This window comes from Loktanella salsilacus (assembly GCF_900114485.1).
GTDB classification, from domain to species: Bacteria; Pseudomonadota; Alphaproteobacteria; order Rhodobacterales; family Rhodobacteraceae; genus Loktanella; species Loktanella salsilacus.
Window position 1 is genome coordinate 30,567 of the sequence record NZ_FOTF01000009.1, and the last position, 22,243, is coordinate 52,809.

Annotated in this window: 21 protein-coding genes; 5 read left to right on the forward strand and 16 right to left on the reverse strand. The window is 61.2% G+C overall.

All coding sequences use genetic code 11. The features are described from left to right. Positions 1 to 4: 4 nt before the first annotated feature. Genes BM131_RS09615 through BM131_RS09625 form a run of 3 tightly spaced genes read left to right on the forward strand, consistent with a single transcriptional unit; the run spans position 5 to position 3,210 of the window. Entirely contained in the window at positions 5 to 1,792 is a 1,788-nt protein-coding gene (locus BM131_RS09615) for a gamma-glutamyltransferase family protein (RefSeq protein WP_090188904.1), read from the forward strand. Between the two features lie 3 nt (positions 1,793 to 1,795). Next, positions 1,796 to 2,530, forward strand: coding sequence for a DUF1028 domain-containing protein (locus tag BM131_RS09620; RefSeq protein WP_090188907.1), 735 nt, complete (start codon positions 1,796 to 1,798; stop codon positions 2,528 to 2,530). Further along, positions 2,527 to 3,210 carry a FadR/GntR family transcriptional regulator gene (locus BM131_RS09625; protein WP_090188910.1) on the forward strand — a complete coding sequence of 228 codons (684 nt, stop codon included), beginning with the start codon at positions 2,527 to 2,529 and terminating at the stop codon, positions 3,208 to 3,210. Before BM131_RS09620 ends, BM131_RS09625 begins: the two co-directional genes overlap by 4 nt. A 20-nt stretch (positions 3,211 to 3,230) precedes the next feature. Here the strand turns inward: BM131_RS09625 and BM131_RS09630 are convergent, their stop codons facing one another. From BM131_RS09630 to BM131_RS09670, 9 genes are all read right to left on the reverse strand, one after another. Continuing rightward, complete coding sequence (locus tag BM131_RS09630) at positions 3,231 to 3,794, reverse strand: TetR/AcrR family transcriptional regulator (protein WP_090188912.1); 564 nt, start codon at positions 3,792 to 3,794, stop codon at positions 3,231 to 3,233. 6 nt (positions 3,795 to 3,800) lie between these two features. Continuing rightward, positions 3,801 to 4,895, reverse strand: coding sequence for a flavin monoamine oxidase family protein (locus BM131_RS09635; protein WP_342713961.1), 1,095 nt, complete (start codon positions 4,893 to 4,895; stop codon positions 3,801 to 3,803). A 3-nt stretch (positions 4,896 to 4,898) separates the two neighbouring features. Continuing rightward, the gene (locus tag BM131_RS09640) at positions 4,899 to 5,567 is read right to left on the reverse strand and encodes a cupin domain-containing protein (protein WP_090188914.1); all 669 of its coding nucleotides are present in this window, start codon (positions 5,565 to 5,567) and stop codon (positions 4,899 to 4,901) included. Positions 5,568 to 5,891: 324 nt separating this feature from the next. Further along, positions 5,892 to 7,220: a TRAP transporter large permease gene (locus tag BM131_RS09645; RefSeq protein WP_090188915.1), complete on the reverse strand. Its 1,329-nt coding sequence runs from the start codon at positions 7,218 to 7,220 to the stop codon at positions 5,892 to 5,894. Beyond that, a complete protein-coding gene (locus BM131_RS09650) occupies positions 7,217 to 7,783 on the reverse strand; it encodes a TRAP transporter small permease subunit (protein WP_090188917.1) in 567 nt (188 codons plus the stop codon). The genes BM131_RS09645 and BM131_RS09650 overlap by 4 nt, the downstream gene beginning before the upstream one ends. Before the next feature lie 86 nt (positions 7,784 to 7,869). Continuing rightward, entirely contained in the window at positions 7,870 to 8,922 is a 1,053-nt protein-coding gene (locus tag BM131_RS09655) for a C4-dicarboxylate TRAP transporter substrate-binding protein (RefSeq protein ID WP_090188919.1), read from the reverse strand. A 33-nt stretch (positions 8,923 to 8,955) separates the two neighbouring features. After that, the gene (locus BM131_RS09660) at positions 8,956 to 11,337 is read right to left on the reverse strand and encodes a xanthine dehydrogenase family protein molybdopterin-binding subunit (protein ID WP_090188920.1); all 2,382 of its coding nucleotides are present in this window, start codon (positions 11,335 to 11,337) and stop codon (positions 8,956 to 8,958) included. After that, positions 11,334 to 11,834: a (2Fe-2S)-binding protein gene (locus tag BM131_RS09665; RefSeq protein ID WP_090188922.1), complete on the reverse strand. Its 501-nt coding sequence runs from the start codon at positions 11,832 to 11,834 to the stop codon at positions 11,334 to 11,336. Before BM131_RS09665 ends, BM131_RS09660 begins: the two co-directional genes overlap by 4 nt. Next, on the reverse strand, positions 11,831 to 12,664 hold the full coding sequence (locus BM131_RS09670) for an FAD binding domain-containing protein (protein ID WP_090188923.1): 834 nt from the start codon (positions 12,662 to 12,664) through the stop codon (positions 11,831 to 11,833). The genes BM131_RS09665 and BM131_RS09670 overlap by 4 nt, the downstream gene beginning before the upstream one ends. A 137-nt stretch (positions 12,665 to 12,801) precedes the next feature. Between BM131_RS09670 and BM131_RS09675 the strand changes: the two genes are divergently transcribed. Beyond that, positions 12,802 to 13,410 carry a TetR/AcrR family transcriptional regulator gene (locus BM131_RS09675; RefSeq protein ID WP_090188925.1) on the forward strand — a complete coding sequence of 203 codons (609 nt, stop codon included), beginning with the start codon at positions 12,802 to 12,804 and terminating at the stop codon, positions 13,408 to 13,410. A gap of 196 nt (positions 13,411 to 13,606) precedes the next feature. Here BM131_RS09675 and BM131_RS09680 read toward each other — a convergent pair whose 3' ends face one another. After that, positions 13,607 to 14,809, reverse strand: a complete 1,203-nt coding sequence (locus BM131_RS09680) for a M24 family metallopeptidase (protein ID WP_090188926.1) — start codon at positions 14,807 to 14,809, stop codon at positions 13,607 to 13,609. 295 nt (positions 14,810 to 15,104) lie between these two features. On the opposite strand from BM131_RS09680, the gene BM131_RS09685 reads away from it, so the two are divergent. Next, positions 15,105 to 16,319 carry an AGE family epimerase/isomerase gene (locus BM131_RS09685; RefSeq protein ID WP_090188928.1) on the forward strand — a complete coding sequence of 405 codons (1,215 nt, stop codon included), beginning with the start codon at positions 15,105 to 15,107 and terminating at the stop codon, positions 16,317 to 16,319. An 86-nt stretch (positions 16,320 to 16,405) separates the two neighbouring features. Here the strand turns inward: BM131_RS09685 and BM131_RS09690 are convergent, their stop codons facing one another. The 6 genes from BM131_RS09690 to BM131_RS09715 form a co-directional block, all read right to left on the reverse strand. After that, a complete protein-coding gene (locus BM131_RS09690; protein WP_090188930.1) occupies positions 16,406 to 17,638 on the reverse strand; it encodes an MFS transporter in 1,233 nt (410 codons plus the stop codon). A gap of 92 nt (positions 17,639 to 17,730) precedes the next feature. Then, positions 17,731 to 18,126, reverse strand: coding sequence for a type II toxin-antitoxin system VapC family toxin (locus BM131_RS09695; RefSeq protein WP_090188931.1), 396 nt, complete (start codon positions 18,124 to 18,126; stop codon positions 17,731 to 17,733). Next, positions 18,123 to 18,365 (reverse strand): AbrB/MazE/SpoVT family DNA-binding domain-containing protein, encoded by a 243-nt coding sequence (locus tag BM131_RS09700; protein WP_090188933.1) that lies wholly within the window; start codon positions 18,363 to 18,365, stop codon positions 18,123 to 18,125. The genes BM131_RS09695 and BM131_RS09700 overlap by 4 nt, the downstream gene beginning before the upstream one ends. A gap of 108 nt (positions 18,366 to 18,473) precedes the next feature. Next, the gene (locus BM131_RS09705) at positions 18,474 to 20,669 is read right to left on the reverse strand and encodes a xanthine dehydrogenase family protein molybdopterin-binding subunit (protein ID WP_090188935.1); all 2,196 of its coding nucleotides are present in this window, start codon (positions 20,667 to 20,669) and stop codon (positions 18,474 to 18,476) included. Further along, positions 20,666 to 21,649: an FAD binding domain-containing protein gene (locus BM131_RS09710; protein ID WP_090188936.1), complete on the reverse strand. Its 984-nt coding sequence runs from the start codon at positions 21,647 to 21,649 to the stop codon at positions 20,666 to 20,668. Before BM131_RS09710 ends, BM131_RS09705 begins: the two co-directional genes overlap by 4 nt. Beyond that, entirely contained in the window at positions 21,646 to 22,152 is a 507-nt protein-coding gene (locus tag BM131_RS09715) for a 2Fe-2S iron-sulfur cluster-binding protein (protein WP_090188938.1), read from the reverse strand. The genes BM131_RS09710 and BM131_RS09715 overlap by 4 nt, the downstream gene beginning before the upstream one ends. Positions 22,153 to 22,243: the final 91 nt, after the last annotated feature.

Here is a 22,243-nt window from a genome sequence, read left to right on the forward strand (position 1 = left end):
CCCCATGACCTTCACCACCCGCCCGGAAATCCGCGGCACCTTCGGCGTTGCAACTTCGACCCATTGGATCGCCTCTGCCGTTGGCATGTCGATCTTGGAACGCGGCGGCAATGCCTTTGACGCCGCTGTCGCCACCGCCATCACGCTGCAAGTGGTAGAGCCGCATTTGAACGGCCCCGCCGGCGATATGCCTGCGATCTTTCAAAAAGCAGGCGAGGATGTGCAGGTCGTCTGCGCACAAGCCCCTGCCCCCGCAGGTGCCACGTTGGAACACTACCGGGCGCAGAACCTAACGCTTATCCCCGGCTCTGGCTTGCTGGCGACTGTAATCCCCGGCGCCTTTGACGGCTGGATGCTGATGCTGCGCGATCACGGCACCATGAGCCTGCGCGACGTGCTGACACCTGCGATTGACTATGCCCGCGACGGTCATCCCATCTTGCCCCGCGTTGCCAACACCATCGCTGGGCTGGCCGACTATTTTGCTGAACATTGGCCCACCAGCGCCGCGGTCTGGACGCCGAACGGCAAAGCCCCCGCGGCGAACGCCTTGTTCAAAAACCCCGATCTTGCAGACACTTACGACCGCCTTGTGACCGAAGGTGAAGCCGCAGGCGATGACCGTATCGCCCAGATCGATGCCGCCCGCCGCGCGTGGTCGGAAGGTTTTGTCGCCGACGCAATCGACGCCTATATCCAGACCGCCAACGTCATGGATGTCTCAAACGAAAAGCACATGGGTGTGCTGACCAAAGCTGACATGGCAGGCTGGTCTGCCACCTACGAGCCGTCGCTGTCCTATGGCTACCACGGCTGGACCGTCCACAAGACCGGCCCGTGGTCGCAAGGTCCGGTGCTGTTGCAGGCCCTCGCGATCCTCAAGCATTTCGACCTTGCCGCAATGGACCCAATGGGCGCCGAATTCACCCACACGGTGATCGAGGCGATGAAGCTCGCCTATGCCGACCGCGAAGCCTATTATGGCGATCCGCTGCACAGCGAGATCCCGATGGAATACCTGCTGTCGGACACCTACAACGCAGAGCGCGCAAAGATGATCAGCGCACAGGCCAGCACCGAACAACGCCCAGGCCGCGTGCCGGGGTTCGAACATCAGGCCGATGCTTATATCGCCCGTGCCGCGCATGATTTCGGTGCCGCCGACGCCGCCCCGCAAGAGCCAACGATGGCGCATCTGACCGAAAAGCGCGGCGACACCGTGCATCTGGATATCATTGACCGCTGGGGCAATATGGTGGCGGCAACGCCGTCGGGCGGGTGGCTGCAGTCGAACCCCGTCGTGCCCGGCCTTGGCTTTCCGCTGAATTCCCGCGCGCAGATGTTCTGGCTCGAGGACGGCTTGCCCACAACGCTGGCCCCCGGCCGGCGCCCGCGCACAACGCTGACGCCGTCGCTTGCAACACACGAGGACGGCCGCCGCATGGTCTTTGGCACGCCGGGCGGTGACCAGCAGGACCAGTGGCAATTGGTATGGTTCTTGCGCTTTGTGCATTGGGACATGGAACTGCAGGCCTGCATGGACGCGCCATTGTTTCATTCCATGCACTTCCAAGGCAGCTTTTACCCCCGCGAAGCCAAACCCGGAGAGATGATGCTAGAGCCCGCCTTTGGCGAAGACACCATTGCCGATCTGCGGGCCCGTGGTCACATCGTGCACGTGGCAGAACCGTGGTCCGTTGGCCGCCTGACAGCCGCCTTGCGCGACCCGGATGGCATCATGCGCGCCGCCGCCACGCCGCGGTTGATGCAAGCCTATGCGGTGGGGCGCTAAGCCATGACATGGAGCCTGATCGCGCGTGACGGGGATGATATCGGCCTGATTGTCGCGTCAAAGTTCTTTGCCTGCGGCGCCGTTGTTCCCTACGTGGGTGCCCGCACCGCCGTCGCATCGCAGGCCTTTTGCAACCCCATCTGGGGCACAGAAGGACGCACCCGGTTAGAGACGCAAAGCGCTGAAAGTGTGATGGCTGATCTCGTGTCACGCGACGCAGGTCAAGGCATTCGCCAAGCGCATATGATCGACGCGCAGGGTAATTTTGCAGCCCACACGGGCGGCGATTGCACCGATTGGGCGGGGCATCTAATCCGCGACGACCACTCCGTCGCGGGGAATATGTTGGCGGGGCCAGAGGTGATCCACGCCACCTCTGCTGCCTTTGCCGCATCCACCGGCCCCTTTGCGCAGCGCTTGATTTCCGCCATGCAAGCAGGAGAGGCCGCAGGCGGCGACAAACGCGGGCGGCAAGCGGCAGGGCTGACGATTCACAAAGGCGAGGACCATGCTTGGCTGTCGCTGCGCGCTGACGATCACGCCGATCCGCTGGGTGAACTTGACCGTCTGTGGCGGGTTGCGCAGGAACGCTATGTGCCCTTTACCCTTGGCATGCCGACGGCCGTAGCCTTTTCCGGCAACCCCACGCGCGAACATATCGATGCAGCCATTGCGCAAGCCGAGGCGCAGCGCGTAGAATCCGGCCAGCCGAGTTCTTCTTTTGCCGTGGATACATGACCCAGCCACTTAAACAGCGCGTAATGACCCTGATCGAGGCTGAGCTGCCCGCCGATGGGCGCCTGCCCACCGAACGCGCGCTTGCCGAACGCTTTGACACCTCTCGCCGGTTGATCCGGCAGGTGCTGGACGAGTTGGAAATCGAAGGGCTTGTCTGGCGCAAACAAGGCTCTGGCACCTTTGCGGGTCATCCGCAGGATCCGACCGGCGACCTGGCTGCCCGCATCGCAGGCGAGAGCGACCCCATTCAGGTCATGGAAGCGCGGCTTTGCATCGAGCCAGAGCTGGCCGCGCTGTGTGCCACGCGGATGACGGACGCGGAAATTCTGCGATTGCGGACCCTTGCCACGCGGCAAGTCGCCGCCGATGCGCAAACGATAGAGCTGTGGGACGGCGCGCTGCACCGGCTGATTGCGCAATGCGCCCGCAACAGACCCCTGCTGACGGCCTTTTCCCTGCTGGACCGTATCCGGTCCAATCCCGATTGGGTTCAAGTCCGCGCCAAGGCCCGCAGCCGGTCGTCGATTGCTGTGCCGCAAAGCGAACACGAGGTGCTGATCGCCGCCATCGCCGCACGCAACCCCGCTGCCGCCCGCCAAGCGATGCACGATCACCTGTCCGCCCGCTTTGACGCGTTGATGGTTGAATTCACTACGCCCGTCACCGATGTCGCGGAATAGGGCGGGCCGCATTTAAACGTTCAGCAGCGCGATTTCAAAACGCGCACCGCGTCGTCGAACGTGCCCACATTTTCTGCCGCGCGTGCGGTCAAATGGGCCCCTTCCAGCAAGGCAAGCGTAGCGCAAGCTTCTGATCCCGGGTCCGATACATATTTGATGGTGCTGTCCTTTTGCCCTGCAGAAAAAACAGCTGTAAGGCGCGCAAGCATCATGGCGCGGAATGCCTTGATCTGTTCAATCGCAGCATCAGGCAGGCTTGCGCGGCTGCCCGTCAAAGCCACGCAAAGGCACAGCGTCTTGCCGCCCTGCAACGCATCACGGTATAGCGCGATCAATGCCAGCAGGCGTGCGCCTCCGGTCTGATGACGGGCCGTGATCTGGTCGCACGCAGCGCCAAGGTCCGTTCCGTAGCGGTCCATCATCGCGGCGCACAGGTCGGCTTTGGTTGCGAAATGATAATGGACAGAGGCTTTTCGGATCCCGACGCTGTCTGCCAAATCTGCATAGCTGAACCCGTCAAAGCCGCGCGCGCGGGCGGCGTATTCTGCGGCATCCAGCAGGGCCGTTCTTGTATCAACCGTCATGCGCCATCACGCCTTTGCTGCTTTGATCCGGTCAAAGGCCTGCTCTGCCGCCTCGAGCGCACCTTCAAGGTATCCGCCAAACTGAGCGGCGACTTCGGTTCCGCCAAAGATCAAGCGGCCGTCCCAAAGCCCGTCCAATGCGGCGGGCAAGCCATAGGTTGGATGCGCGTAAAGTGGCTTTTGGTCAGCTGCCGCGGCGGTAAAGGGATCAAAGGCCCAATCCTTGATATATCGCTGGGTCGGCTGCCCGGCCTGCGGCCCAAACAGGCGCGTCAATTGCTGCAGCACCGCAGACCACAAGTGATCTTGGTCTTGCCGCGCTTGCGGCGGGATGCCCAGAAAACCAAACAGCGCATAGGGGCCGCCCTGCGCTGGCGATGCATCGTGAACTTCTGCCAGCGGCCCGCGCTGGCTCATCGCGTCGCCCGACAGGCCCGCTTCGCGCCAAAACGGGCGGTCATAGGTCACAACGACCTTGGCCTGTCCAGCCATCCACGTCGCAATCCCATCCATCGCGGTATGGGCGGACGCGGGCAAGTCAGGGGCGTAGGTGATGCTGCCCGCGATGCGCGGCGGCAGGGCCAGCACGACCCGCTTGGCGTCAATTTGCTGGCCCGATTGCGTCGTTGCCGTGATGCCGCCTGCACTTTGCGCCAGCGCCGCGATCTGCGTCGACAGCATCACGCGCGTTGCGGGCAAGCGGGCCAATAGCCCATCTGTCAGGGCCGCCATTCCGCCCTGCACCCGAAACGAGCCTTGCATCGACGCAAACCCCTTGCCGCGTTGCACATGCCCGCTGGCGTCCTCGAAGCTGAGTTCGCCTGCATAATGCTGCTCTGTGTCCTTTAGCCCCAAGGAGGCCATTAGCGCAGCAATGCGCGGCTGGCCGGGCCAGAACCACGTTGGGCCCAGATCGAAAGCGCCAGCCCCGAACTGTTCTGTCAGGATCCGCCCACCCGTGCGGCTACGCGCCTCAACCAGCAGAAAGTCATGGCCGACAGCGTTCAGCCGCGCCGCAAGCGCAAGACCGGACAGGCCCGCACCGATGATCAGCGTTTGCGTTTGCATTACTTCGTTTGCAGCCGTGGCAGCGGACTCCATCGATCAAACCACCGGCGGCTTGGCAAAAGGCAGATGGCCGGTCTTCATCCAAATCTGCGCGCCGTCCGGCCCTGCCACAACCGACAACGGATCGCCCTCTGGCAGGCGCAGCCAATCGTGGCGCTGTAATACGTCGCCGCCAATGCTGAGTGATCCGCCGATCACCAAAGCCTCTATCCCGCCGGGGGCCTGCGACGTCATGTGTGCGCCAGCCTCTAGCTGGCTGTAGGTTACGGCCTCTCGGGTATCCTCGTGCAGCACCGTTGTTGCGACCCCGCCAACCGGTTCCGGCAGCGTATCGGCCATCGTTTTGCGAAACTGGATCCGGTCCTGCGGGTCGAACTGCCACAGCTTGACGAAGATGGTGCAGCCGTCCTGCGATCCCGGCGTGTGCCGGCTGGTCGGCGGATTGCGCACATAGGTGCCCGCCGGATAATCGCCATGTTCATCCTGAAACACGCCATCCAAAACGATAAACTCTTCGCCGCCGGTGTGGGTGTGCGCTGAAAAGCTGCTGCCGGGCGCGTAGCGCACGATACTGGTAGCACGGGCGACTTCGCCGCCAATCCGGTCTAGCATACGCCGATCAACACCCTTCATCGGCGAGGCCTGCCAATCAATATCATCACTGTGCATCAGGACGCGGGCTGAAAAATCAGAGTTGAGGGTCATCGGAGCTCTTCTTTTTTTAGGATATCTACCGCGGCGCCCTGTGGAGGCAACGCTTTGAGGTCTACCTGCCTACCTACCGAAAGGTAGGCAGATTGAAAAGCCCCAAAAAGCCCGTCTCGCCCCGCTCACGCTTTCAAAGGGCGCGAGAGGATGGGCGGCGATCTGCGGCGGTGGCCCGCAGAAAATTTTCGACGGCAGTCAAAAGACATAGCAATAATGAATATTAATTCAGGCCAAAGTTCGACATTACATCAATTTAAAATGCTAAATCCGACCCTAAGGTTCGACGAAAATCAGACGCCAACTGTGATGCTGCGCATTCCTTTACAGCAGTGCGGTTGCAGTGCTTGGGACAAGCGCCACGACGAGCAAAACAAGCAACATGACCCCAATGAAAGGCAACGTCGCGGCGAAGATCTGCTCGACCGTCACGTTGGGATCGTCCAGCGTATTATGCACCGTAAAGACCGAGATCCCAAAAGGCGGCGTCAGCAAACCAATTTCCACCGCAAGGACGGTTATGATGCCAAAGTGGCTTAGGTCGATACCAAGTCCCTGCGCGATAGGGGCCGCAATCGGCACCATAATCAGCAGGATTGAGGTGCTATCAAGGATCATCCCCATAAGCAGGATAATGACGGAATAGAACATCAAAAACCCCAGCGGCGAAAAACCCCCAGCCCGCACCAGATCGGCGATGGCATTGGGCAGGCCCGCGATGGATAGCATCCGCGAATAATAGCTGGCCGCGATCAGCAGCACGAGGATTGCGACCGATATCGCCCCCGTCTGCTTCATCACCTGCCACATCTTGCCGCCCCCCAGACTGCGGCGCCACAGCGCGATGATCAGCGCGCCGAACGCCCCGATCCCGCCCGCTTCTGTCGGGGTAAAGAACCCGGAATAAAGGCCGCCGAGCACCAAGAACACCAACAGGATAATCGGGATCAGCTTGCCCAGCATCGTCGCGGCTGACATCTTGGGGCCGCTACGGTCCAATCGCTTGACGCGGGCCGCTTGGGGATCGGTGTAGACAAAGCCGGGGAAAAGCACGGAAATGCCCATCAACATGGCGACAAATCCGATGGCCAGCAGCATGCCGGGGATCAGGCCCGCGATAAACATGCCGCCAATCGACACCTCGGCCAGCACGCCATAGATGATCAAAAGCAGGCTCGGCGGGATCAACATACCCAGCACCGAACTGCCTGCGACGGTCCCTGCGGCAAAGGCCGGGCGATAGCCGTGGCGCGTCATTTCCGGCACCGCGACGCGGGTGAACACCGCGGCAGAGGCGATGGAGACGCCCGTGACAGCGGCAAAAATCGTGTTGGCGGCGACGGTCGCGACGCCAAGACCGCACAAGACGCGGCGCAATAGCTCTTCTGCCACCTCGAAGGTATCGCGCCCGACGTTGGACACACTGACCAGCAGCCCCATCAGCACAAACAGCGGGATCGTCGCGAACAGGTAATCCGCGATGCCGCTGTAGGCCGTCAGTTCCATCATGCGAAACGCAAGGTCGATATTGCCCCGGATAATCCAGATGCCCAAAAAACCCACGGCAAACAGGGCATAAGCGATCTGAAGTCCAAGCAACACGAGGCCGACCAGGAGTGCGATCAGCACAAATCCGATTGCTAGGGTCGTCATAATGCAGCCTCGGTGTTGCGGCGCAGGGTCATCGTCGCGCGGTAAAGGCAGGCCAGCAGTGCCGCTGTGCAGCCGATCACGGTGATGACGCGAAACGGAAAGGTCGGGATGGTAAACACACCTTGCACGCCAAAGAACTCGGCGGTGGTCCATGCCTTGATCATGTTTGGCCATGACGCCCACAGGATCAGGGCAAATACCAATGCGCCCATAAGGGCAAACAGCGCATTCAAGAGCTGCGCGCTGGCAGGGCTGGCGCGCTCTATCCTGCGGATCAGGAAATCGGCGCGGGTCAGACGGCCCTGCATCACGGCGGCAGAGATTTGCAAAAAGACGATGGCAACGACCGACCGACCCGCAATTTCAGCCACCCCGGTAATGGGAGCGTTCAGGAAATTGCGCCCGATCACATCCAGCACGATCATCACCATCATGAGGCCGATCCAGACCGTGCCGATAGCCGACAACAGGTTCGCGGTACTGCCTAGAACGGCACCCACGGGGGCAGTCGCAAAGGCAGGAACGGCCCCCGTGTCTGCTGTCATCTCGATATCATCCGCCATGGCTGCCCCGCTGTGTGTGATTGGGCCGCCCGATTGCGCGGGGGCGACCCATATTTGCTTTGGCTCGTTTTGTGCTGGCGCCAGTCTTAGCGGCCAGCGTCCCAGTCGCGGCCGGGTGTCACGCCGTTTTCGCGCAGCGCGTCGAAATAGGCGGACAGAACGGTTTTTCCGTCCTCGCCGGTCTGTTCCAACCACGGTGCGACGATGTCAGGCAGACCTTCGGTCCACTTGGCTTTTTCCTCGGCCGACAGCTCGTGCACGGTCAGGCCAGCGGCCTGCATTTCCGTCATCGCCTTTTCGGCCAGCATGCTGACGTAGTCGCCATGCGCGGTCGACGTGACGGACGCAGCGGCGGTAAATGCCTCTTGGACCGGGGCAGGCAAACCGTCAAAGAAGTCCTTATTCGCTGCAATTGCGCCAAAATACATAGACCCGATGCCGACGCGGGTTAGCTCTGGCGCGACCTCGTAAACACGCGTGGGCAGGATGCCGGATGCGAAGGACAATGTCCCCTCGGTCACGCCGGTTTGGATGTTGGTGTAATAGGTCGTCAGCGCGCCATCGACGGGCGTGGCCCCGGTGCCTTGCAGCCAGTTGGCCGAGGTGCCCGGCGCGTTCAGCTTGCGGTTTTGCAGGTCTTCCATCGTGTTGACCGGAAAGTTGGCATAGATGTCATAGCTGTCGGTGATCAGCGACGATAGCGGCACCATGTTCTGTGCGGTCCAGCTATCATGCAACGCTGGCAGATTGGCAGACAGATCGTCAAAAATCTTGATCAGCAGCTTGTGGTCTTCTGTCGCGAAGGGCGTGAAATAGGTCACGTTCTGCAGCGGCATCGCCGCGCCTTCCCAGACTGTGCCGACCATGCCCACGTCCACGATGCCGTCACTGACTGCGGCGCGGGTGTCGGTGAATTTATACAGCGTGCCGCCATAGGCCTCGTTCCAATCGACCTTGTATTCGCCCTTTTCTGCAAGGATGCGGTCAACCTCTGGCTGGAATGCGTTCTTCATCGCATAGACCCAGATGTTCGCCTCTGGATGGCTGGACCCGATGTTGACGGTGACGCTTTCCTGCGCAAAGGCCGTTCCGGCCAGCAGCGTCAGCGCCGTGGTGGTGAAGAGTGTCCTGATCGTCATGGTATTCCTCCCTTGTGGGCCGATTGGCCCGGTTTAGTCCTGTAGCTTTCCAAGTCCCCGCAGCACCCGTTCCGGTGTGAACGGCATCGCCGTCACCTCCCCCCCGAACGGCCGCAACGCGTCGTTGATCGCGTTCATAACAGCCGCCGCTGCGCCAGCTGTGCCGGCCTCTCCTGCGCCTTTTGCACCCAGCTCGCTTTCAAGCGTGGGCGTTTCGACGTGGGCGATGATCATGTCGGGCATCTCGCCCGCCATGGGGACAAGGTAATCCGCCATAGAGCCGTTCAGCAGCTGGCCTTCGGCGTCGTAATGCAATTCCTCGAACAGGGCAGCGCCCAACCCCTGCACGATGCCGCCGCGAATTTGTTCATCAACCAGCTGTGGGTTGATGACACGGCCGCAATCCTCGACGCACCAATGCTTGAGCAGTTTGACGTGGCCCGTGTCGGTGTCCACCTCGACATAAGACGCCTGCACGCCGTTGGTGAAGGCAAAAGGATAGTCAGCGGGCGTATAATGCCGGGTCTGAACCAGCTCTCTTGGCAGTCCCTTGGGCAACGTGTCGCCGCGGAAATAGACGATACGGCCCAGTTCAGACAGCGGCATGCGGTCTGCGCCGTCCGACATATTCACTACCGCGCCATCACGAATATCCAGCGTATCGGGCGGGCATTGCAGCATCGCGCCTGCGACCTCTAGGATCGCATTTCGCAGCGCCTTGGCTGCTTGCAAAGCCGCCTCTCCGCCGATGCCCGCGCCGCGTGACGCCCATGTGCCACCGCCGTAAGGTGTGGATTGCGTGTCACCCGTGACAATACGGACCTGCGTTGGCAGCACGCCGACGCCTTCGGCGACGATCTGGGACAGCATCGCCTCGGTCCCCTGCCCTTGTTCGGTGACGGACGATGCTGCGACGATGCTGCCGTCGGGATCCATGCGCACAGTGCAGCCGTCCTGCGCCGAAATGCGGGCGCCGCCAATGCCGTACATCATGGGCGAGGGGTTGGTGAGTTCGATAAAGCTGGCGATGCCGATGCCGCGCACGACCCCGCGCGCCTTTGCCGCGGCCTGATCGGCGCGCAGGGCGTCGTAGTCCATCAGGTCCACCAGTTTGGTCAGGCTGGCATGATGCGACAACCCTTCGAACCGCATCTTTGCAGGTGACGTCGCTGGATAGGCGTCATCAGCAAATAGGTTGCGGTGCCGGATCGCAACCGGGTCCATGTCAAGGGCGGCGGCGGCCATATCGACCAGACCTTCGGTCACGGTGACCGCGATAGGATGGCCTACCGCGCGGTACTGGCTAGTGGGCGTTTTATTCTGGAACACCACGGTCGTCTTGGCGCGGTAGTTCTTGAAATCATATGGCCCGCCGCACAGGTTCACGACCTGATTACCCTCAATCGCCGAGGTGCGCGGATAAACCGAATAGGCGCCAATCGCCGTCCAGTCGTCGATGTCAAAGGCAAGGATCTCGCCGTCCTCTGCCACCGCAATCCGGCCCCAGATTTCATGATCGCGGGCGTGGATATCGGTGGTGAAACTCTCAAGCCGATCAGCGATAAACTTGACCGGACGCGCCATGATTTTGGCGATCGCCGCTGTCGCGACCTCGTCTGGATAGATGTGAACTTTGATCCCGTACGACCCGCCAACATCGCCGCAAATCACCCGCACGCGGGATTCCGGCATGCCAAGGTGTTCTGCCAACACGACCTGAACCATATGCGGGGCCTGCGTCGCGTGCCACGCAGTCATATGACCTTCGCCCGGATTCCAATCCACAAGGATAGAACGCGGTTCTAGCGTAACGCCAGTATGGCGACCTGTCTTGAAATGCGCCTCAATCACCTTGTGCGCGCTGGCAAAGGCGGCATCGATGTCGCCCTCGACGTGAGTGCGTTCAAACGCCAGATTGTCGCCCATGTCGGGGTGCAAAACGGGTGTGGCATCGTCCAGCGCGGTCATCATATCGGTGACCTCTGGCAGCGGGTCATAGTCGACATCGACCAGCGCGGCGGCTTCTTCTGCGGCTAGGCGCGTGCTTGCGACGACGGCCGCGACGGGCTCTCCGACCCATGCGGCGCGGTCCACGGCGATGGCATATTCGGGGGGCGATTTCAGCCCCTTCAGGTGCGCCAAAACGCCAACCCATGGCGTGCAAACCGTTGCGATGTCAGCGCCGGTAAAGACCCGTAGCACCCCTTTGACCGCAAGCGCCTCGGACGCGTCGATACCCTTGATTTTCGCATGGGCGTAGGGACTGCGGACAAAGACGACATGCACCATGCGCGGCAGCACGATGTCATCAACATATCGGCCCCGTCCCTGCACCAGACGCCCCGCATTCGGGCGCGGCACGGTCTTACCGATATAGCTGTTGGGCCGGTCAGGATTGCCGAAACGCATGGTCATGCCACCCCCCGATCCGCACGCGCCTGTGCGGTGCTTTCGATTGCATCAACGATGGCCTCGTAACCGGTGCAGCGGCAGTAGTTACCGGACAAATGTTCGCGAATGGCGTGGCGGCTGGGAATACCGGGCTGCGCCAGCAGTTCCTGTGCTGCGACCAACATCCCCGGCGTGCAGAAACCGCACTGCAGCGCGTTGCGCGCAACAAAAGCCGCTTGCAGGTCGGACAGGTCGCCAGTGTCGCTCAGGCCTTCGACGGTCCAGACGTCGGCACCATCGGCCTGCGCGGCAAGCATCAAGCAACCCCGGATCGCTTGGCCGTCCACCTTGACCGTGCAGGCCCCGCAAACACCGTGTTCGCAGCTAGCGTGTGCCCCGGTTAGGCCCAGATCAAGGCGTAGAAAATCAACCAAATGGCGCCCGGCTGGCACGCGGGCCTCGACCTCTTCGCCATTGACGCGCAGGGCGATATCGATGCGATCGGAAAAGACGGCGGTCATTGGGGCTCTCCATTCAGGTCAGCGGCGGCGCGCTGCAACAAGACGCCAATGAGGTGGCGGCGATAAGCGGCGCTGGCCTGCGTGTCGGACGGCGGATCGATCGCCGCGCGCAGGGCGACAACGGCGCCGTCGATATCGCCTGCATCCATCCGCGCCATGGCATCCGGCACCAATTCGGGGTGCGATCCGACCGAGATGCAGACGATCCGATGCCCGGCCTTGCGCCGAACAACACAAAGCCCCGCCAGCGCATAATCGCCAGAGCGGCGCGCAAGTTCGTGGATCACTTGCCATTCGCCGTCTTCGGCAATTGGAAGGCTGATGGCCGTCAGAATTTCGCCGTCTTGGATCGTGGTTTCAAACAGGCCTTCAAAGAAATCCGCAGCGGGAATATCGCGCGGCCCGTCCGGCCCGTCGACATGAATGGTGGCATCAAGGGCCAGCGCGCAGGCGGGAAATTCAGCCGCCGGATCGGCGTGGGCAATCGCCCCGCCGATGGTGCCGCGATTGCGAATGGCCGCGTGGGCAATCAGGTCTGTGGCGCGGCGCAGCAGGGGGGCGTGCCGTGCGATCAGCGGGTCTGTTGCGACCTCTGCATGGCGGGTCAGTGCGCCAATCCGCAGACGGTCGCCGTCAAGCGTGACACCTTTGAGCGCTGCGATCTGGTTGATATCGACCAGCAGATCGCCGGTGCTCAGCCGCATATTCATTGCGGCGATCAGGCTTTGCCCGCCCGCTAGAACGCGCCCCATCCCGTCACTTTGCGCCAGCAGATCAAGCGCATGACGGAGATCCGTAGCGCGGGCATACCCGCCAACTGATGCTTTCACGGCATCTCTCCTCCCATTTCATCGCGCCCTCCAGCACGATTGTTGATCAATCGATCAACCTTATTGATCATACGATCATTAGTTGGCACACTATTGCAAGTGGTATTTTCAGACCACCTCGTATTAAGAAGCACGCTATGGACACCCAGCCCGCCCCAGACCGCCGCCGCCTGCCGCCCGACGAACGTCGCCGCCAGATCGTTGAAGGCGCCGTCGCGTTCTTTGCCGATGTCGGGCTAGAGGGAAACACGCGCGATCTGGCCAAGCGTTTGGGCGTCACGCAGTCGCTGCTGTTCAACTATTTCGCGGCAAAGTCCGACCTGCTGGAAGCCGTCTACGAGCATGTGTATCTGAACCGCCTATCCGATGATTGGCCGACGCTATTGACGGATCGGAACCGGTCCATTCGCGACCGCGTGCTGCATTTCTACGACGACTACAGCAAGTTGATTTTTCAATACGAATGGATGCGCATCTTTATGTTTTCGGGTCTCGCGGGGGCTGAATTGAACCGTCGCTACCTAGACCATTTAGGCCGCGTGATCTTTGGCCCGCTCCTTGCGGAAATGCAGGCAGCTGCACCTGATCCACAAAGTATCGAGATCGAGGATCTATGGAATTTGCACGGCGGCATTGTCTACATCGGCATCCGCCAGCACATCTATCAGGTGCCCTGCCCAGATGATCCGACCAAAGCCATCACCCGCGCGGTTGACCGCTTTCTGGCGGCCTTCGATATCACTTGAGCCTTTGTCATAAAGCCTAACGCGGCGGCAAAACTTCGCAAGTGGCAAGCTGGCCCCAAGGTGTTGGGTGTCGTTCTGCACGGGGCCAACTTAGTTAGAGGATTCTATCGCGCGCATGCGACCCTGAATGCTTGTTTTAAACATTAGCATTGCGTCTGAAAGCAGAAGGCCATGCAGCCTTCTGCTTATTGTGCACCTAACCGATGACGTTGAATTCCGGCCCGAAGGGGAAGCCGGTAATATTTTCGGTGCCGTCCTCGGTTATGATCAAGATATCATGCTCTCGGTAACCGCCCGCACCGGGCGTCCCCTCTGGCACTGTCAGCATCGGCTCCATCGAAATGACCATGCCCGGCTCTAGGACAGTGTCGATATCTTCGCGCAGCTCCAGCCCCGCTTCGCGGCCATAATAGTGCGACAGCACGCCGAACGAATGGCCGTAGCCAAAGGTGCGGTATTGCAGCAGGCCGCGATCCGCGAGGAATGCATTGATCTGCGCGGTCACGTCGGAACAGCGCGCACCCGGTTTTAGCAAGCTCATACCAAAGGTATGCGCTGCGACATTGGCCTCCCAAATCTTCAGACTTGCCGGGTCAACCGTTTCGACAAAAAGCGTCCGTTCCAGCGCCGTATAATAGGCGCTGATCATCGGAAAAGTATTGAGGCTAAGAATATCGCCCCGTTCCAGCCTGCGGCTTGTCACCGGATTATGCGCGCCATCTGTATTGATGCCCGATTGAAACCAGACCCAAGTATCGCGGTATTCCGCGTCCGGGAAACGCGTTGCGATCTCAAGCTCCATCGCGTCCCGGCCTGCCATCGCCACATCAATTTCGCGGATGCCCGCCTTGATCGCGTCCCTGACAGCATAGCCCCCGACATCAGCCACTTGTGCACAGGACCGGATCAGGTCGATTTCCGCTGCTGATTTATGCATGCGCTGCAACATGGTGATGGGTGCCATATCCACGACATCCTTTGGGGCCAAAAATCGGTCCAGCAAGGCACGTTGGGTGATGGTCAGGTGATCGAATTCGCAGCCGATCACCTTGTTTGGTCCGGTGACCGAAAGCACGGCGCGCCAATAATTATCCTGCTGCCAATCCGTATAGGTGATGTTGTCGCCATGACTGCGCCGCCACGGCTGGGCCGCATCAATGCCAGCGCTGATCGTCACATCCGCGCTTTGCGTTACGACCAGCGCATAGGGGCGACCAAAGGCGCAATACAGAAACCCCGAATAATACGCGACATTGTGCATAGAGGTGTAAACGCAAGCCTCCACACCATTCGCCTGCATGTCGCGGCGCAAATGCGCAAGGCGCGCTTGGTATTCCGCAGGCGCAAAGGGCAGCGTTTTTTCACCTTGATGAAAACGATAGAACTCTGGACGATCCATATGACTGGCTCCTTCATCAACTTGCCGCAGCGCGCGTGAAAGAGTGACCTTTCTACCCGCAAAGCAGCAAAGAAAAATCCCGGCGTTCAGGAATTAGGGTTCCGGGCGCGCATATAAATGCTGGCGACGCCATCGCCGACCCGTGTATCAAACTGGTCCAAAATCGCAGACGAAAGCAAGCTTATTTGGCAGCCCACCCGGCGCCCCTGACAAATTGCGCTACACATCTGCCGCCGCGGCGCCCCATAAGTGTGCCCATGACCGGGCGTGCATCCGCAGCCCGATAGGGGGCACCATGCAGATAGGCCAAGATACCGATACCGGATTCTGGATCGACAACACCGCACACCGCGCGTTTTTGCGCCACGACGCGCAGCGTCAACTCGATGTGTTTCGCCAGATGCTCCGCGCTGATGGTGGTTTTAACCTGCCCAGCTGGGACGGCACGCCATTGCCAGATGCCCCGCAAGAGCTGCATACAACGACGCGTATGGTTCATTCCTTTGCGCTGGCGAAATGTTTCGGTTTTGCCGATTGCGACGCGGTCATCGATGCGGGCATGGCCTATCTCTGGCAAGCGCACCGCGACACCCAGCACGGCGGCTATCTGTGGTCCGTCGCCCGCGATGGCAGCGCCGCGGATGCCAGCAAACTGGCCTACGGGCACATGTTTGTCCTGCTAGCGGCATCCACAGCAAAAGAGGCGGGGCACCCCGACGCAGACCGCTTGCTGGCCGATGTGACCCAAGTGCTGGACATCCACTTTTGGGAAGAGGCCTACGGCCTTTACGCTGACGAGTTCAACCGCGACTGGACGCCGTTTTCCACCTACCGCGGTATGAACGCGAATATGCACGGGGTAGAGGCCCACCTCGCTGCGTTCGAGGCGACGGGAGAGGCGCGCTATCTGGACCGCGCCGGCCGGATCATTGATTTTTTCGTCCACCAAATGGCCCCTGCAAATGGCTGGCGGTTGCCAGAACACTACACCCAAGACTGGTCCGTTGATCCGGCTTACGCGGGCAATCCCATGTTCCGCCCCGCTGGTACGACCCCCGGTCATAGCATGGAACTGGGCCGCCTGACGTTGCAACATTGGGATTTGGCCGGGCGCAAAGGCGACACCGCCCCCAAGGCCGCCCGCCATCTGATCCTGCAGGCCATCACCGACGCTCGGCGCCCCGACGGCGGCTTTGCTTATACGCTCAAAGACGGCCAGATTGACCGCCCCGACCGTTATTGGTGGCCCGTGACAGAGGCGATCGGTGCCCTTGCCGCGCTTATCAAACTCGACCGTAATCCTCAGGACGAAGCGCTTTATCGCTCGTTCTGGCAATTTGCCCAGTCGCACCTCATTGACCCAGATCATGGCGGCTGGTTTCCCGAACTGGACGACGCCGGCAAACCTGCACAGCACCAATTCATCGGAAAACCCGACATCTACCACGCGTTGCAAGCGGATCTGCTGCCCCTTATCCCGCATTTGTCTCGCGCGGCCGCATCAGTCTAACCAACCCTTCTTCTGGTCAAAAATATCTTGGGGGGTGCGGGGGGCAAAGCCCCCCGCGGATCGGCGCGGCAAAGCCGCGTCGATCCCTACCGCCGTCCTCCGGCCAAGGCCGCAGCCTCTGGCAGACGCCGCAGCCACATCATCGCAAAAGCACCGATCGCTGGACCGGGGACAAGCACGGCAAAGGCCCACTGCCAACCGCCCAACCACTCTGCCACGATCGGCATGATCGAGATGGCAACCACGGTGAGCGCAAAGCCAAAGCCAAGCTGCAAGGTCACAGCCGTGCCGACAAAGCGTTGATCAGCCAGCTCGGTCACCGCAGCTGAAAACTGCGCGCTATCACCGATGACGGAAATGCCCCAGATAATCGCGACAAGCGCCAGCAACCACCCCGGCCCGTCAAAGGTGAACCCGATCAGCAGCGCACAGACCGCCGACACGGCCATCATCCCCGCCGTCGTCAGGCAGCGTCCGATCCGGTCCGACAGCACGCCGCCCAAGATGCATCCGATCACACCCGACCCGACGACGACAAAACTCAGCATCGACGCAGAGCCGAACGGGAACGGTGTCATGCCGCCCTGCGCCGCAGCCGCCCCAAAGGCCAGAAACCACGCCCACATGGCATAAAGCTCCCACATGTGGCCAAAATAGCCGAGGTTTACCAACATTAACGGCTTTTGCGTAAACACTCGCAGGCACTGGCGCGGATCGAATGTCGCGCGGCCAAAACCGTGCGGTCCTTCACGCAATGCCGTCGCAAATAGGAACGCAGCCGCCAGCGTCGCCAGCGATGTGGCGATCACAACCGCCTGCCAAGCGATGCCCGCGGTCAAGGCACGGAACAAATGCGGCATGGACGATCCAAGGGTCAGCGCCCCGATCAAGAACCCCAGCGCCAGCCCGCGCCCCCGCAAAAACCACGTCGCCATCAGCTTTAACGCGGGGGGATAAACGCCCGCCAGCGCGATCCCGGTGACGAACCGCGCCGCAATCGCGCCGCCCGGCGACGGGTCCAGCAAAAGCGCCGCGTTCGCCGCGCAAGCGATCAAGGCGCTGACGGCCATCAGCGTTTGCATGCGCACCATATCGGGCAGGTTCACGATACTTGACGCCATGGCCCCGGCCACGAACCCCAGCTGCACCGCATTGGTCAGCCATGCCGCTTGCGATGTGCTTAGACCCCAATCCAATACCAGTTCTGGAATGATCGCTGTTGCGGAAAACCACGTTGTCATGACGCCCACGACCCCAAGACAGATCAAAGCAAGCGCGCGCCAGCGGCCCGTCGCGGGCGCGTCAATCGGATTGGTCATTGTTGGGATCCTGTGCCGCTTCGTTACGGATTGAATTACGCGGGTTTCAACCCCGGCGGCAACCGCGTTGCACGCGGGTCACGCAGCGATGTTCACGCCAATAAGGTCGATTCAGGTAAAGCGGCAGCCTTGCGGTCGAACGTGTAGCAGGTCGCGGCCCCCGCATCGCGCCCGGCCAGCGCGATCATCTGATCCGCAAACCCCGGCCCGCCATGGCGATATCGCGACAGCGCAAGACCGACACGGTCAGGGTTTTCGACCAAAAGCTCCTCTGCCTCTAGCACGGCATCAAGCGCCTGCGCGATGGTCATGCGGTCAAAGCGATAGGCGCGTTCCAGCACCCAAACGGTTTCAATCATAACTTCGCGGCTGATAAAGGCAGGGGCCTGCGGCGTGAGCGTGTCAATCAACCCTACAGCAAGCGCAGCTTGTGCGGCATCGTCCAGCGTCAGAAACCGCACCAGCACATTTGTGTCGATCGCAATCACCTGCCGTCACTGCCCCTGGCGGCAATTGCCTCTTCCATCGCCTCTAGACTGACAGGTGCCGCGCCATCGCGCCGCAGCATCCCGGCAAGCGAAGCCGCAGGCCGGCTGCGCATCAAACGCACTTCTCCGCCATCAAGGATCAGATACCGCACCCGGTCACCCGCCTGCAACGAGAGCGCCTGCCGCACATCGCGGGGCAAGGTGGTCTGGCCTTTTGTGGTCAATGTTGATTCTTGCATCACGATCCTCCTGCGCCTTGAATATAACCCCTTCGCCTTACTAAATCAATATTCGCATTACGAATGGCAATTCTGCCGCCCGGGCTGGCCGAGCGGCAGTCGCAGTAATTAAACGTCCGGCAGCCCTGGCAGGATCTTGTCCATCGTCGCGGGCAAATCGCGCACACGCACGCCTGTTGCGTCATAGATGGCGTTGATGATCGCCGCACCAGCGCCGCAAATCCCCAGCTCACCGATGCCCTTGGCCTGCATCGGGTTGGCGTAGGGGTCACGCTCTGCGATGAAGTTCACGCTAAGCTGCGGCACGTCGGCGTTTACCGGAATGTGGTATTCCGCCAGATCGTGGTTCACCAGATGACCGTCGCGAGTGTCTTGGATCAGCTCTTCGGTCAGGGCCATGCCGATCCCAAACGTCATCCCGCCAAGGCACTGCGACCGCGCGGTTTTCGCGTTCAGGATGCGGCCAGCGGCAAAGCTTCCGTGCATCCGGCGCAGGCGCACTTCGCCAGTCACGCTATTTACACCGACCTCGCAAAAGAATGACCCGAACGTGGCCTGACGAAAGTCCTTCTGCGTCTTCCCCGGCTCAATCGCGCCTTCGACGACCATCGGCGCATCGCCAACCAGGTCGGTCAATGGAGTCTGTTTATTCGCAAACGTCGCAGTGCCATCCTTCAGCGTCAAATCGCCCTCGTCGCAGTTCAGCTTGGCCGCAATGGTCTGGCGCAACTTTTCGCAAGCCATATAGACCGAAGAGCCAGCCGAGGACGCACCCCACGACCCGCCAGAGCCTGCGGATTTTGGCAGTTTGCTATCGCCAAGCCGCGTCTCGATCCGGTCCTGCGGCACACCCAGCATTTCGCCGGCAATCTGCGTTAGGATCGCATAGGTGCCGGTGCCGATATCCGTCATATCGGTTTCGATCAACAGCGTACCATCAGGGTTCAGGGTCACACGCGCATGGCTTTCACCAATCATGTTCACCCGCGCCGCGGATGACATCCCGTATCCAATCAGCCATTCGCCGTCGGTTGCGCCCTTCTTGCGGTCCGCCCAGCCAAAGATGGCCGCACCATCGTCCAGCGCCTCGGCCAATTTATGTGACGAGAACGGCTTGTCCTCGCCCGGGGAACGGTCCGGGATATTGCGCTTGCGCAATTCCACGGGGTCGATGCCGGTCGCGACGGCCAGTTCGTCCATCGCGATTTCCAGCGCGGTCAGGCCGACGGCCTCTCCTGGTGCGCGGACAGACCCGGCGCAGGTCTGGTTCACACGCACGATTTCCATATGCGTTTCGCGGTTTTCACCCTTGTAAAGAAAAGGGGTGGCCTGCGTGACAGGTTCTGCGAAGGATTCGTCCGGCAGCTGCGACACGCGGGCCGTGTGACCGATCCCCCTCAGAACGCCGTCTTTGTCGGCAGCGAGTTGGAAGTCCTGCGCCGTTTCGGACCGGCGCATCACGTTTTCGAACACCTGCTGGCGCGTCAGCATCACGGACACCGGCACGCCCAGCTCTTTTGCAGCTAACGCCGCCGCGACGGCATCAGGGGAAATCCCCAGCTTCGATCCGAACCCGCCGCCGACATAAGGCGCGAGCAGGTGAACGTTTTCGGGATCGATCCCAAGGGAGTCCGCGACCTCGTTCACGTTGTATTTCAGCATCTGGTTCGACGCATGCAGCGTCAGCTGATCGCCGTCCCACCATGCAATCGCGCTATGCGGCTCCATCGGGGCAGAGTTGTGGCCCGGCGTCGTGTAGCGCTGATCGACGGTAAAGGCGGCATCCTGCATCGCAGCCTTCAGATCACCCATAGAGGATTGCTTCTTTTCTGGCCGCTCGACCGCGACACCGTCCGCTTTGGCATCTGGGACCGCCGTGCCTGCCGTCATCCGCAATTCCAGCGACTGCGCGCCATGGCGTGCGGCCTCAAAGCTATCGGCGACGACCAAGGCGACGGGCTGGCCGATATAGTAAATCTCGGAACTGCCCTGCACGGGGGCCTTATTCGCCGTACCCTGCGCCGGGTTGCGCAGGAACTTGTCGCCCCACATCACCTTGCGCACGCCGGGCATCTTTTCAACGGCTGCCGCCTCTACCCCGTCCAACGTGCCCCGGGCGATCGTTGCGCGGACAAGCACGCCGTGCAGCATGCCGGGCTGGTGCGCCTCGTGGGCATAGGTCGCGGTGCCTGTTACTTTTAGCGGCCCTTCTGGCCGGTCCATCGCCGTGCCAAGCAAGCCTTGCGCCATATCGTCCAGCCGGTTGCGGTCGTCCGGCTTGTCCATTTTCAGATGAGCGTTCATGCCGCGTCCTTTCCGCAAAGTTCCTTCAAAGTGGCAATCAGGGTGCGGCGCGTCAGCGGCACCTTGAAGGCGTTGTCCTTTTGCGGCTTGGCATCCGCGAGCAGGATGTCAGCCGCCTTGGCGAACAGCTCCGGACTGGGTTTTTGCCCGATCAGCGCCTTTTCAACCGCCGGGTTACGCCAAGGTTGCGACCCGATGCCGCCAAAGGCCAAGGCCGCATCGGTGATCGTGCCTTCGTCCATCTGCACACGCGCCGCAACCGACACCATGGCAAAGGCATAGGACGCCCGGTCGCGCACCTTGCGATAGGTCTGCGCACCCTTGGCGGGCGCTGGTAGCGTCACAGCAATGATCAGGTCAGAGGGTTCAAGCACGGTTTCGATATGGGGCGTCTGCCCCGGCAGGCGGTAGAACTCCGACAGCGGCACAGAGCGGACCGCGCCGCCCGCGCTTTCAATTTCAACCACGGCATCCAGCAGGCGCATAGCGACGGCCATGTCGCTGGGATGGCTGGCAATACAGGCGTCAGAGGTGCCAAGGATTGCGTGCAGACGCGTCGCGCCTTCCATCGCCTGACAACCTGTGCCCGGCTCGCGCTTATTGCAGGGCATGGCTGTGTCGTAGAAATAATAGCACCGTGTGCGTTGCAGCAGATTGCCACCCGTCGTGGCCTTGTTGCGCAGCTGGCCAGAAGCACCGGCAAGCAGCGCCTCGCTGAGCACGGGATACTGTTTGCGCACCGTCATGTCGGCGGCCAGATCAGAGTTGGAGACAAGCGCGCCAATGCGCAGCCCGCCGTCGACTTCGGTAATCTGGTGCAGGTCCAGCCGGTTGATATCGACCAGCTTGTGCGGGGCCATCACCTCCAGCTTCATCAAGTCCAGCAGATTGGTGCCGCCTGCGATGAAATTTGCCCCCTGCCCCGCGGCGCGGGTGGCGTGGGTCGTGCTATCGGCGCGGATATAATCGAAAGGTTTCATTTGCGCCCCTCCGCGGTCTCGCGGATTGCGTCGACAATGTTGGGATAGGCAGCGCAGCGGCACAGGTTGCCTGACATCCGCTCTGAAATTTCGGCGTTGGTCAGGTCCACATCGCCGGTCAGGTCGGCGCTAACATGGCTCGGCCAGCCGTCCTTGACCTCTTGCAGCATCGCAGTCGCCGAACAAATCTGGCCGGGGGTGCAATAGCCGCATTGGAAACCGTCGTGTTTCACAAATGCGTCTTGCAGGTCAGACAGGTTGCCGGGCTGACCAAGCCCCTCGATCGTCGTAATCTCGTCCCCGTCGTGCATGCAGGCCAGCGACAAACAAGAGTTGATGCGCCGCCCGTTCACGATCAAGGTGCAGGCCCCGCATTGGCCATGATCACAGCCCTTTTTCGTGCCGGTCAGGTCAAGGTGGTTGCGCAGCGCGTCCAGCAATGTGGTGCGGCTGTCGGCGTCAAGCTGATGCTCTGTGCCATTGATCGTTAGGCTCGTTTTCATCGGGCCGTCCTTTGTTGGGAATGTCGGGCAATGCAGTATTCTGCTGTGCCCGATCAACCCACGCATCGGCCGTCTGGTTCCGCGAAAAGTG